9 protein-coding genes are annotated in these 14012 nt (G+C 39.1%); all 9 read right to left on the bottom strand.

Annotated elements, in window-relative coordinates; translation table 11 throughout:
• Positions 1-2: 2 nt before the first annotated feature.
• Positions 3-821 (bottom strand): TniQ family protein, encoded by an 819-nt coding sequence (locus HG267_RS06900; RefSeq protein WP_052335223.1) that lies wholly within the window; start codon positions 819-821, stop codon positions 3-5.
• Complete coding sequence (locus tag HG267_RS06895; protein WP_411863266.1) at positions 811-1476, bottom strand: AAA family ATPase; 666 nt, start codon at positions 1474-1476, stop codon at positions 811-813. The genes HG267_RS06900 and HG267_RS06895 overlap by 11 nt, the downstream gene beginning before the upstream one ends.
• A gap of 88 nt (positions 1477-1564) precedes the next feature.
• Positions 1565-1939, bottom strand: coding sequence for a hypothetical protein (locus HG267_RS06890; RefSeq protein ID WP_263420014.1), 375 nt, complete (start codon positions 1937-1939; stop codon positions 1565-1567).
• Positions 1930-4659, bottom strand: a complete 2730-nt coding sequence (locus tag HG267_RS06885) for a TnsA endonuclease N-terminal domain-containing protein (RefSeq protein WP_045871115.1) — start codon at positions 4657-4659, stop codon at positions 1930-1932. The genes HG267_RS06890 and HG267_RS06885 overlap by 10 nt, the downstream gene beginning before the upstream one ends.
• Before the next feature lie 134 nt (positions 4660-4793).
• Complete coding sequence (locus HG267_RS06880) at positions 4794-6071, bottom strand: restriction endonuclease subunit S (protein ID WP_263420033.1); 1278 nt, start codon at positions 6069-6071, stop codon at positions 4794-4796.
• Positions 6072-6106: 35 nt separating this feature from the next.
• A complete protein-coding gene (locus HG267_RS06875) occupies positions 6107-8872 on the bottom strand; it encodes a type I restriction-modification enzyme R subunit C-terminal domain-containing protein (RefSeq protein WP_235623078.1) in 2766 nt (921 codons plus the stop codon).
• Positions 8873-9186: 314 nt separating this feature from the next.
• On the bottom strand, positions 9187-11823 hold the full coding sequence (locus HG267_RS06870) for an AAA-like domain-containing protein (protein ID WP_063749837.1): 2637 nt from the start codon (positions 11821-11823) through the stop codon (positions 9187-9189).
• 3 nt (positions 11824-11826) lie between these two features.
• The gene (locus tag HG267_RS06865) at positions 11827-13455 is read right to left on the bottom strand and encodes an AAA-like domain-containing protein (protein ID WP_045871741.1); all 1629 of its coding nucleotides are present in this window, start codon (positions 13453-13455) and stop codon (positions 11827-11829) included.
• 54 nt (positions 13456-13509) lie between these two features.
• Positions 13510-13938, bottom strand: coding sequence for a MerR family transcriptional regulator (locus tag HG267_RS06860; RefSeq protein ID WP_045871740.1), 429 nt, complete (start codon positions 13936-13938; stop codon positions 13510-13512).
• Positions 13939-14012: the final 74 nt, after the last annotated feature.

The raw sequence follows: 14012 nt of genomic DNA, 5'->3' as shown, positions 1-14012 counted from the left end.
AATTAGTTCTCATTTATGGGTGGCAGGAAATCAGAGGGCGTATTGGCAGCCAAATCATCGACATCATCAAACCACATACACTGCCAGACAAGCTTGTTGCTTTGATGAGAGTGCATAGGAGTAATCAAAAGCTGTCGCCAAAAATCAACGCTGTGAGTTTGTTCATTGGCTAGTTGGTTGAGTTTCTGGCTACCTAACCACAGATGACAGATTGAGCAATACCCTGGACGAGAATACCTGGATAATGGTGGAAATTTTTCGTGACAGTGAGGGCATTCCTCAATCAAGGGCTGATGGTCATGCTCAGGGCATTCCTCAATTGTGTTAACTAACCATAACAGTGGATTGTAGATGACTCGATTGTTGACAAACCAGTGGTCATAACATACGGGACACCAAGCTTGATGCAAACGCAAAATGCTAAACTCGAAAAAAATGCTGGCCCATTTTAATGGCCATAAACAAGATAAATCTTGACGCCAGGTCAATTCTTTTAGAGCTTGAATTAGAGTGGTAGCAATGTCAATTCTTTTTTCGTTGGTAGAGGTGAAAAAATCTTGATCTCTAAATAAATGATTAATGATGTTTATAGAACTAACACTGCTTCTTTTATGCCTCATCAATGGAATAACTTTTGATAAAACTAGTTCTCCGGTAGTTATCGTGTGACAGTCGGCAAGGCGAGCAATATATCCACTCAAGCTTTCGACATAGAGCGTACCGACACCGATTGGTTCGAGTGGGAATAATTGAGAGCGTTCTGGAATTGTTGGTTTTTCTAGAGCCCAAAACTCATCTTCGGTATAATAATTAACTGACATCAAGATTAATTCCTACGGTATCTCTTTTAGCCTGACGTTTTCCCACACGACCTTTCGCTTGAGATGGTTGCTTCACATCTTCATTGGTCAAACTAAGTGCTACGGGAGCAACATCGTTGCGCCATCGCTTCTCTCCAGCTTGTGCTTCCTGTTCTATTTGCTGCCGCCGTGCTTTTGAGTATTCATTTTGTTGAATATACTTTATGTTGAGGGTTGTTGCATTCTCTGCCAAAGCATTTCGTAAAGCTTTTGTTAACCAAGTTTTAAGAAGACCAACACTACCAGATGAATAATCCAACAGATATTCATATTGTTCTACCAAGCAGGGCTCTTCAAGCAAAGGTAAATGCGCCTGAAATGTTCTGATAATCCGCATAAACTCAGCTATATCTTCTTTGTTATCTGTTGAGTAACGAGGTAAATGTATATCATCGCTGCGTCGGCTAACTTGACCACTGAGGTGACAACAGTTAAGTAAATCATAAGTACCAAATAAAATATGTACAACACCAGTGATGTTGGCAAGAGATTTTATCCAATTCATCTGATGTAACATTTGCTTTCCCCCAGCAACCATCAGCAAATGTTGGGCTTCGTCTATCATCAATGCTGTTAATTTATGGTGCCGCATAGATTTTTCTAAAGCACGACGCACCGTATCGGAACTTTTAGAAGCAAAGTATGTAGTAGAAAGAAACCCTGAATAATTTTGATAATTTAATGAACTATTTGTAGCAATTGAATCAAAAGAAATTTTTTTCTAAACATTCTAAAACGCGGAGGTAGTAATCTTTATAATTAAATTTTCCTCCTTCATTAGCAATTGCCTCAATACCTGCAACTGGAATTTGATAAATATGATTTTTCATAGATGCTAATGCACCTTCCATCAACAGTTTTTCAGCCCTTAGTCGTAAAGTGGTCTTACCTACTCCTGCTGGGCCAACAACAAAGAAAACACAAATATCTGTTGGTTGTTGAAGGTTGAGCAATAAAGTCTCTAAAGCTTGTTTTAATCGTAAGTGTCCAATTGTAATTCCTTGAAAATAGTTCAACCGTTCGGTTAATGATTGTTTCAGGAGTTCTTGTGGAAATGGACGGTTATGTTTTACTGCCATAACTCCTCTTGAGAGTAAGCTTGAATTTTTCCTAATTCTATTGCTGAAGTATTTAATTGATGTGTTTGTGATACTTCTTCTGTACTAATAGCTTCATCACTATCAACTGGACACTGAGTAAGAGTAGAGGATGTTTGTTTCCTACCATTTTTATATATTAAGTCTCGCAAATCAGTTGCAGCTAAATCATGAAGTCTTTGTGTCTGTAAAACTTCTTGAGCTTCTGCTGATTCTAAATACTGTGCAAGTTCTTTAGCTCTAATTGCTATTTTTTGATTATACTGATTTTTTTGCTGTCGTAATTCAATACTTATCAGTCGAATTTCTTTTTCAGAATGACCTTGTAAGGATGAATAATATTCAGATATACAGCGTACCCAATTACCTTTGACATACGCATAAGCAGTTCCTACATCAAATGGATCATATCTAACTTGTACTTGAGTACTTTCAACTTCAGGGTTAAGAAATGAATCATCAATTGACCAATAATAGATATAATTAATTTTTATCCCGAGTCTTGGTATTACTTTTGCACTTCCCTTTGCAGTTGAGGGCAAAGTAAAAATTTTAAAGTTTTCATCATCTAAAATTTTTTGTCCATAGCGCATCCCACTCTGATTCACACCTTTTGTAAATGCAGCATTGGGAGACATTCCCAGTGCCGGATGCTCTCTACTGTCATAAATTACATAAGCATATTTACAAAAATATTCATATAATTCTGGCAATGTCCAGACAGCTTGTACTTTTGGGTTATTTGTTTTATTTACCAAGCGTACTTGTTTAGTAATTTGAGTATTGCCTTTAAGGTTGTAAAAAAATTCTGTGTTACTTGTGCCGAAAAATCTTTCAATGAGTGAACCAAATCTAGGACTAGCAGATGGTCTTTGTTTTTTTGTGCAACTAAAGGCAGCTAGAAGTGTTTCAAAGTAAATACTGCCAAACTCTACACCATTATCCATTACTAATGTTTCTGGAAAGCGGCCAAATCTCTGCACACAAATTCGCAATACCATCATGCAGGAACGATACGATGGCGGGTCAAATGTTAAATAGATTGCGAAAATACGACGTGAGAAAGCATCAATGAGAATAGTTGCCCAAGGTCGGCCTAAAGGGCGCCCAGTGCGCGAACAAACTAACTCGATATCTAATTCTGTATGATCAATGTGGCAGATTTCAAATGGCCGACTCCCGTGAATAGGGGTGGAGAGCGTTAATTCGTGATAAAAAGGACTCTTTTGGTAAGCGGCTCTTGACCCTTGCCTATGGCGAGTTTGTCCTACTTTCTCTCGTTGATTAATGCGTTTACAGAAAGTGATCCGGCTAGGGCAAGGGTCTGTTTTTCCAGCTTTTTCCCATTCTCTAACCAGAATACCGTAAGTTGCTAGTTTTCCTCGCTGTTTGAGGTTCTCATAGTGCTGTTCAATAATTTGGTCAATAAACTCCCAAGTATCGGGTGAAAAGCGATCTACCCTGTTCCCTTTCTTGCCACGATTGGGTAGTAAGCCAATATAGCCCCAGCCATAATTATTCAGAGCCTGATGATATTTGGATTTCCAGCTACGAACTGTCCGCTCAGGTACAGAACTATTAATTGGCGGACTGCCATGTAAATATGGTTCAATAACTTTATAGCGGTAATTAGCTACTGCTAAATCCTCAGAACTAGCGCATTTGATCTGTTCCCAAATGTCTGTTGTTTTTGCAGATAATGGTTGAATATGAATGATTTCTTTTTGTGCAATTAGTGCATCAAAGTTTGCATGAGTTAACCCAATCAGTTCATTTTCGCTTTGAAGCGCAATCTTTGTGTCTCCGATTTGAATTACACACCAACTTTTACCATCCCAAACCAGCGTTGAACCAATTGCCACATCAATTCGTTGTCCACTGGCGATACGAGCAGAAGTCTTTTGAGCAATGATTAGATCATAAGTTGATGCCATTTCTTGGCTACTGAAAAGATGAACTTTTTCTGGCTCATTCAAAGCTACTGCTTTCAGGTCTACATATATTTGCTTTGTTCCAATCAAGGCATAGATATCATCTGCCCAATCGGTATTTGTTGATTCTAGTAGTTCTTTGAGGGTTACTCCAGGATTGGCATTAATACACTCAACAACTGTTTTTCTTACCTCTTTTTTAACTGTATTTTCTTGGTTGAAATAACCTTGAAGAAACTGATAGTTCTGGTAAGCAATCCAGTTGATTTCAAGATCTGTACGTAAATAATAGTACAGTCCCATTGCTTGAACTTTCATTTCTGCTGGTGGCGCGTGCCAACGACCTTCTTCGCTTTGCTGATAGCGTGTAGGTTGTTTTCTGGCTAGTATTTTGAGCCGCTCACTAGCTTTCCATTCTTCAAATCCCGCACTATTACGCCTCATTACCCAAAAATCCGGAGTATGAGATGTCACCACACAACGTCCGCTCAGGGAATGAAAAGATAAACTTAGACGAATTGGCTGGTCATAGTACTCTAATACATCTTCATCATTTTCGTACTCTACGATCGCCGGCAGTTCTACTTTATGAGATTCAAACTGAATCGTTTTCCCCATTTTGCGACTTGGATAACTGCCGCAAACATTTTTCGCTCCGCCACCTACCTTCCTCACAGGTTCTGAATTCCGGATTTTTTGCACTAGCTCTTTTGTCGTCTCTGGTAAACAAAGGCGGCGACACCAGTCTTCAAACTCTCGGTCGCTGAGCATAGGAAATACCGTAACTTTCGGCAGGTTTATGCTTGATTTTTATACTTTCGGCAAGCTTATCATTTCAAAACTCAACTTTTTCTATTTGGCTACTAAACGTAATAATCTACTTTTGGGCTATGTCTGCGGCAAGGTTATGGTTTCAAAAACGGCAAACTTTTGCTTACAGTGACATCTTCTATGACTTTCTGCTGTTCCTCAATTGGTAGTAGTGGAATTGCAGTATTACCTACATCTGTTTGATTAATACTAGCTTGGTTGACTGCCCATTTTGCATTACTTATCAAGCGAGATTTTCCAATAACAGAACGTAAGTAATAAGCGGCAAATAAAACCTTATAAAAACTAGATAAGTGAAGGCGCATCATATTTGATTCAAATAGCGATGGAATATGTTTATCGGTAACTACTAAACATTTTCCAAGATGGCTGGGGCTATTCACTCTATTAATAACTAAGTCATCCTCAGATAAGCTATATCTTTCAATATCATCTGTTGTAGCTCTTACCAAATTTAACTCACAAGAACTACGACTAAAATTATCTTGAAAGTCATCTATTCTGAGAATTGGAATACCTGAGCCATAATCTGATTTGGGAAGATATATCCCATTTTGTGGCCCCTGAATTGTCAGCATTTCCATAGTAACCCATACCCACTCATCAGGTAATTCAGGCAAATCTGAGGTATCTGGTGCAGTAGGTTCTTTATATTTCAGCTTCCAACTGTCATCTTTGGGAGTTTTACCCTGCGCTTTCATCTTCGCCAATTGTTCGGCTTCCCACTTCTCCCGTCGCTGATTGAGGATGCGTTCAAGTAACACTGAGGCGGGTTCTAATTCTCCTTGATTCGCTTCCCGCCATTCTTTAGTTAAATTTCCTTCGACTGCGGCTTTTAGCACCGCCTGACGGTAGCGTTTTAATTTGGCTTTTACTTTTTTGAGTAACTCTACCCCTGCATCAAGTTGGGTGAATAGTTCTTCAATTTTGGTAACGATGCGATGTTGTTCAGGAAGTGGAGGTAAGACATAAGGGGCTGAAATTAAAGCACTTTTTGTTAATTTTCTTCTGCCAGTTGTTCCAGTAGTTAAGGGAGTAAATGGATAATACCAAAGTGAGTAATTTAAATAATCTATATCAACACATCCATTACTACGTAAAATATGAGCATGATTATTAACCCATGTTTTACCTGTAATCTTATAACTGAATGGTTTTTCACGACCTACAAAAGTTTCATCCTCTACAACTAAAACAAGAGGTTCATCAAAAATATAATCATCAATATAATCAACTAAGCCATTAGCACCGTAATAGGGAATATTTCCCAACCGTTTTGCTCGTTCTTCTTTGCTAACTGGTACTCGCTGATAATCTAAACATTCAGTAGCTTCTCCAATAGTTGTCCACACCCAACCCTTCGGCAACTCATACAAATCCTTGCCCATTACGCAGCTAACGCCTCATTCAACTCATCCAAAATATCCATTAAATCATTCCCAAACAACTGATAACCCTGAAACGCCTCCTGTGGCATTTCCTGTAAATCCTCTGGCTCAATCCTCACACTGGTGGCTATATGCTCCTTAATTTTTTCCAACCACGCCACTTGCTGTGAGGTAAACTCTTTTCCTGCTAACCACTGCTGAAACTTCTCCTCAACTGTCACCGCGTAGGGTTCTAACGTCTCCGTTTCCCCCATCGCAAAGCGTACCAGAGAAATGATATCTGTCAACAGCTTTTGCACCCCAGCACCCCTGACTTTATCCGCTTGCAACTGGGCATAAGCTTGCCATAACTTCTCTGTTGTCAGGTTGCAGGGTGGACGTTCTAGGGCATTTGCTAACTGCTTAATCTGCTCGTAGGTTAACTGTCGCTGTCCGTAGGGCTGATTATAAAGGATTTGCAGCGCGGTAATTTTATCCTTATTCGCCTCAATACACTGGCGAAAAGTCTCCACTGTCCCCATCGCCTTATCCCTGGTGCTGGTATCAAATCCCGCTTCTAAAACTACATCCTGACTAACTGTATCAATTAGCTGCTCATTATTACTTTTAATATCTTTGAGCAAATTCCGAAACTGGGGATTATCAAAGGGTTGACAAGCAAGGTTGATTAATACCTCTGCCGCTTGCTGCTGTTGTGTTTCCGTGGGTGTTGGGGTTTGAAACTGGGCGATCGCCTGTTCAATTTGCTTGTCTGGATCGACGGCATCGAGTAACTCTCTGGTAATCTGTTGAATAGACTTGCCCCCAGCAGCAGTTTTTAATTCTGTGCGTTCATCAGGATTCAGTTGCTTTTCTAACTTTGCCAAGCGTCCCGCCAAGGACATCAGCGTGTCTTCATCTCGCTGATCCAATGCCACTGCTTGCACTAATTTATCAAAAGGTACACTGCGTTTGCGCTCCAAAGGTCGAGAATCAGTTTTATCCGACTCGCACACCCCCACCGCATCCACAATCACGAATTGTTCTTTAACTTGAGCATCCGGTGTCACTCCCTGAAAATCTGTGGGATTAATTGTGCGGGTTCCCCGTCCTTTCATCTGCTCAAAATAAATCCGCGATTTCACATCCCGCATAAATAGCAAGCATTCCAGAGGTTTGATATCCGTCCCCGTGGAAATCATATCAACGGTGACAGCAATGCGGGGATTATAGGAGTTGCGGAAACTGGCGATTAAATCTTCTGTCTTCTCCCCAGTGGTGCGATAGGTAATCTTTTTACAAAACTCATTCCCCTTGCCAAATTCTAGGCGCAGAATTCGCACAATATCTTCAGCGTGGGAGTCATCCTTGGCAAAAATCAGGGTTTTAGGAACTTCAGTTCTACCAGGGAATATCTCGGTAAATAATCGCTGTTTAAAGGTGCGAATCACCGTGCGAATTTGATCCATCGCCACAACAGAACGATCCAACTCCCTTTCCGCATAGCTGACATCTTCATCCAACCGCTGCCAACGGATCGCACGAGTTTGGCGATCGCGTCTATCAATGTAAAATCCTGCTTGGATATTGCTACCCTGTTCCGTAATCTGGGTGCGAATGCGATAAACCTCATACCCTACATTCACCCCATCAGCTACCGCCCGTTCGTGGGAATACTCCATCACCAAGTTCTGATCAAAAAAGCCAAAGGTTTGCAGAGATGGCGTTGCCGTCAATCCGATAATGAAAGCATCAAAATATTCCAAAACTTGCCGCCACACGTTGTAAATCGAGCGGTGACATTCATCGGTGATAATGAAATCAAAGGTTTCAATGGGAATTTTCGGGTTATAAACCACATCCTTGGGTTGCTGGTTTTCCTCCTCCCCATCGAACTGTGATGCTTCCTCATTTTCTGCCTCAAATTCAGCTTCACCCCGCAACATCGAATAAAGACGCTGAATTGTCGTGATACATACCTTATTCACCGGATCGATGGTATTGGAAGTCAACAACTGCACATTATAGAGTTCAGTAAACTTGCGCCCATCATCAGGGGTGACATACTGCTGAAACTCCTTCTGGGTTTGCTCTCCCAAATTCTTCCGATCCACCAAAAACAAAACCCGTTTCGCCCCAGCTAACTTAATCAGCCAGTAGATAAAACTTACAGCAGTATAGGTTTTGCCCACACCCGTCGCCATCTGAATCAACGCTCTAGGGCGATTTTCTTTGAGAGAATTAAATAAACCTGCGATCGCTTCTTGCTGACAGTCCCGTAAATCTTCAGTTTCAATTGTGGGTAACAGTTGCAAAAGCCCTCTGAGAGTGTCAGACTTGCCTAGCCATTCCTGTAGGGTTTCCGGTCTGTGGAAAGTAAACACCCGCCTAGAGCGATAATTAGGGTCACGGGAGTCTCGAAAAAATGTTTCTGTACCAGTGCTTTCGTAGATGAAAGGTAAAGGCTTTTGGTGACAAGGGAGACTTTTGGGCAAGTTAAAGGAATATTTGTCGGATTGGATTTCAACACCGCTTAAAGCAAATCCAGCAGGTTTCGCTTCAAGAACTCCAACAGCTTTGCGATTGATGAATAGCAGGTAATCAGCATAACCAGATTTCAAGGGATATTCCCGCACCGCAATTCCCAACCCTGCACCCAAGTTAACTTGCTCATAGTCTTGGATAACCCATCCTGCGACGGTGAGTAATTGGTCAATCTTTTGCCTTGCCTGTTCTTCCGGTTTCATCACTGAGCTTTCTACTCTTACCCGATATTTAAGCGTCACTGAGGACTCTTAAATGGCATTCATTTCAATATAGCTAGATAATAAGCAAAAAAGTGTTATTCTTCTTAAAAGAAACTTGCTCTAAGTAGATACCTGTTTGGGTAGCGATAGATATTTGCTCCCATATATGCCAATCCATGTTGATCGCATTTCGTAAGAATTAACCAACCTCTTTAGTGAACTCCAGAGAACTATTAAGTATAGAGTGGCTGAGGAAAAAGGCTATATTCTATATTCTATCTATGAGATTTTAGGTTTCAATATGCAATACACATAGAAACTACTATATATTTCTTCTTAAAATTTGCTCAATTTTATTTTATTTTACAAGCTGCAACGCGAGAAAATATTTGTTTTAATCCACTTCCCCCAAACTCATCGAATCCCGTATAACCAGAACACAGTGGAAAATATTTACAAGCTAAACGTTGACCACTTGTTTCTAGAGTTGGCAAAGAACCTTTGGGCAATTTTGTATTTAATGCAACTAATAATCTAATCAATTCATTGTAGTTTCTCCACTGTTTTTTTTGATTATCATACCATCCGACAGCAGCCCCAAAAATTATATTAGCCTTTTCATCATTCTGATCCTTCTCCGTAATATTTAATTTATTTCCTAAGTCTAACCATATATTTTTTTGCACACTAAAACCAAAATTTTCATGCGAGTACTTTAACCATAACGAGTTAATTTTGTTAAGGTTTTCGCAGGATAAATTCTTGATGTCTTCAATCTTGAGATAACTGGGGTAATATTGGAATTCAGGATTGACTATATAGACCATAAGCTTTTCTGTTTTTTCATTAGCTTCCTGCCACTTTTGGTTTGCCAGTAGGTTTTCTAGTTCATCATAATAGTGTTCTTGTAAAGATTTCTCTACTTCTTGTTTTAATTTTTTATTTTCATTATTTACTGAAAGTAAAGTAATGAATTCTCGATAAAAAGCCTCTATATTTTCTTTTGATATAATTTTGTTTTCTATGTTTGAGTTAAATGGTGGGCTAACTTCCTTATTATTTAATATACTCTTGTATTTTATAGTCTTAATAACCTCGAAAGCTTGACTATAATGAATAATCGCTACTTTAATATTTTCTTGAGATGTGTTTTCAAAAGAATCAGTTTGCTTTTGATAATTAGATAGCTTTATCTGTAATGGATATGATAAATTACCTTGAATTTTTAATTTTAATAACCGAATCTGTAAAGATTCTAAAGAGTTATTATTATTGCTTATTTTGACTTTGTCAAGATAATTCCGAACTTCTAACATATTTTTGCTTTTAAGTTTCGTATAAGCATAAGCTATTCCTGTATTAATAATATCTTTTTGTAAATTATAGTCTTTGATTTTAACTGATTGACCAGCCATTGAAAATAATTCTTTGGATTCTTGATCAGAACCCTCATCTTCAAGCTGTCCAGCTAATTCAGCTAATTTTTCAACAGTTATTAAATATTGTTGATTTTGCTGAACCTTTTTCCCTGAGATTACTGCTTGTCGTCCTAAAAATATAGCCCCTAACAAAGTAATAATTAAAATAAAGCTTCCAATACGAATTCGCTGAAAAGCTTGCTTATTAGCCTCAGACAGTACCAAATTCCTTTTTTCTACTGCTTCCTTATCTTTTCTCTCTCTTTCTAACTCAGCATCTTTTTCTTTAGCCGCAATTTCCTCTTCCCGTTCCTTCGCTTGACTAGCTGCTAAAAACTGTCTATCTTGGTAACTCAAACTTTTGTCTTTCGCCCATTCGACAGCATCCTGTAATGCTTTGCCACGTAATAGTCTAGACTCATCAGTAGATTTAGAAGCTAGCCAAAACTTGAAATTTTCTGAGTAGGGGCGCAGATTCTTTAATTGTGTTTCAATCCAATAGAAGTCAAAAACTTCTTTGTATATAGGATTGTAAACTCTTAACTTATTTTGTTGCTTAACAATTAATCCTGAAAGTTGTAACTCACTTTGTTCTAAAGTATTATCTGCCGTAATCTCGGCTTGTTCTTGCCTCAACGTAATTTGCTGATACAATTCCAGTAAATATCCAGCCCGTTGCTCATCCCTCAAAATTCTGGATTGAATAGTTCGCAAATGTTCAGGTTCGTCTTGAGATTCCCAATTTTCAATAATTCGTGATTTGACAACCTGTTCAACAGTGCGAAGGTTTTCTTGCTCTGACTCCTCAACCATCAACTGACACAACTTTTGCGTCAAAAACGGTTGCCCACCTGTCCAATATAAAATTTCCTCCATCAACGCTTGAGGGTTACTAAACTTCCCCTGTAAACCTAGCTGTAATTGCTCAACCTCATGCAGTTGGAAACCTTTGAGAGAGATCCCTTTACCAATATTAAACGGAGTGCGTTGTTTATCTTCTATTAAATTGCTAGGTGATGCGACTCCCAACAAACAAAAAGTAAGGCGATTATATTCAGAGTTATCAACACGCTGATTGTAACAGGAACGAATAAAAGCAAAAAAATCATCAGTAGAAAATTGCAGACTTAAAACACTATCAATCTCATCAATAAAGAGGACTATATTTTCTTTAATCTCCCTCAGTAATATTTTTTCTAGAAAGTTACCAAACTTCATCAAAGATGAGTTTAATTTATTCTTTTCCCACCACTTGTGAAAATCTATATTCAAATCAAAGCTATCAATTAGCTTCACAATCAAATCTGCGTACCAATTTTCTTGTGTAGCACTCTGAATACTGATAGAAGATAAATCAATCGATGCACACTCCACACCAGCTTCACTCAAGCGGCTCATTGTTCTCACCCGCAAGCTGGATTTTCCACTTTGTCTGGAATTCAGTACATAACAGAACTTCCCTTGGCGAAGCGCATTATATAATTCCTCATCGGCTTCCCGTGTTACATAGGTACTAGCATTCTCAGGTAAGCTTCCAGAAAAAATATATTCATTGATATATTCATCACCCATAACTTACCTCAATCGCACTGAAAAATACTGACGGTATAAATCGCAGTTAGAAACACAATCATTACGAACAATTTTTACCAACCCTAAACTATGCAGCTTGAACGTAATTTCAGGATTAAGTTGGACAGGTTCATTTGCACTTACTACTCTTTTATAAGCTGCTTCTAGCAGAGGAGCATCTTGTAAAGATTCGAGTTGTTCTCTCAAGTGGTAGCTAAAAATTCCTTGTTCCGTTGGAGCAAGTGCGACAATTTCTTCTAAAGTAATTTCTTGACTTTTAAGATTACCCAAAGTCTCTTGCAGCAAATAAGGATGTCCTCCCAGCAATCCCATTAGCTGATTTAAGCCTTGTTCTCCTAATTGTCCATCTAATTCATATTGCTTTAGCATTTCTTCTACCTGCTGCTGGTGAAACTCAGGTAACTCAATGGCTAATCCCACATTAAAAGGTGAGCGATTAGTATCTAAGGTAGGATAAGTTTCTGTAGAATTAACTACCACTAACCTCAGTTTTTTCCAAATTTTACCCATCCTGTCCCCTTGTTTGGCAGTTTCATACCAACTCCGCAGCAGTAAGCAAAATTCGGAGAAAATATTTTCACATTTAAACAACCGCTCAAAATTATCTATGGCAAGAACAACAGGACTATCAATTACTGATAGTAAATACTTTTGAAAGTAACGAGTACAGCTTGTATTCAGCCCCATATTATCTTGCCAGTATTCATCCAACTGAGCCTCCAGTTCCAGGCTGTCAGAAACATTGATGCACAACCACTGTAAGAAGGTCTTCAAGTCAGCAATCGCAGAACTATCAGCTAGTTTCAAATCTAATTTCGCTGTTTGATAACCTTGCTGCCTAGCATAGTCGAGCAATTTCTCTAATAGCAAGGTTTTACCCATCTTTTGCGGAGCTTTAATCCGAATCAGCGCTCCAGGTTGCAAAATAGCTTTATGGCATTTTTCTTCAATCGGTGGGCGTTCAATATATATATTTGTTGTTGGTTCTGAGTCAGAGTTTGTAGGTAATTCCTGTGAAGCAAGCTGAGAGAGTAAACTTTTTTTGGTAATAAGTTGGGGTATCAAATTCTGCGGTATCCCTGCCACTCGAATCACACTACAACCTAGTTTATAGGCAAACTCATAATCTTGACCTGCTCCCAGTGCATCATAAAAACCCACAGCAAATTCAACTGCTGCTTTATCACCAATTGCTTGACTCATACCCACCACATAATTAATGTGTCGGGCTATTTCTTCTGCCTGATACTTTGAATAGCAAGCATTAAGAACAACACACTCTATTTGATTAGCGAATAATTGAAATAATCCAGCTAAAGCTTCTGCATCAACTAACTTGATTTGACCCGTTTCATCCTCAAATAACAAACCTTCTTCTCCAGAACCATGCCCAGAAAAGTGAATTATGTGTGGTTCATATTCCAGAATAGCTCTGTGTATGTCTCTGTAGCGTACTGCTTCTGCTGTATCTATTGAATAATCATCACGCTTCTTTGCTCGTTTTAATCCCTCTCTAATTTCGCGCATCTCCTCACCCAGACGAAGCTGACTGGTGCCTTTAGGATTGGCTGATAACAGCAGGATCTTTCGAGCTTGATTATTAGTACTCATTAGAAACGTGCATTTTTATAGATTGATACCGCAGTTCCTCAAAATTATGTCAGATTAACCTGCCAACTTATTTATCAACTGCTGATAAATCACGTCTAGCCACACCGGAATCACAGGTTTACCTTCATCTAAAGATGCGATCGCTTGTTCTCGGTCATACACTATAAGATTTAGCGATCGCTTATGCCCCTGCCAAAGTAGCATCCATCGACTACCTTTACCAGATTCAAATAACTCCGGTTCCTTGTATTTGAGAGTTTTCAGCGTAGTACTGGCAATATCAAAACTTAGTCCCATCGACAAAAAATATAACATTGCTGCCAGTTCCATCAAATTTGGCTTTGAGTAATAAATACTACGTCCTGTTCCCGTCTCACCAATAACAGGAACAACCACACCCTTTTCACGCCAGTACTGGAGTTGGCGCAGGGTGCAGCCTGTGATTTCAGCCGCTTGTTTACTCGTAAAAAACGTTTCTTGCATGAAATCATTCTAGGCACAGCATTTTGTTAAACATTTATGCTATTATTAAACACATGTGTTTTATTGATGAACGT

Source organism: Tolypothrix sp. PCC 7601, from assembly GCF_025677855.1.
GTDB lineage: Bacteria > Cyanobacteriota > Cyanobacteriia > Cyanobacteriales > Nostocaceae > Aulosira > Aulosira diplosiphon.
The sequence above is the reverse complement of the archived record's forward strand: the minus strand, read 5'-3'. Positions and strand labels throughout refer to the sequence as shown.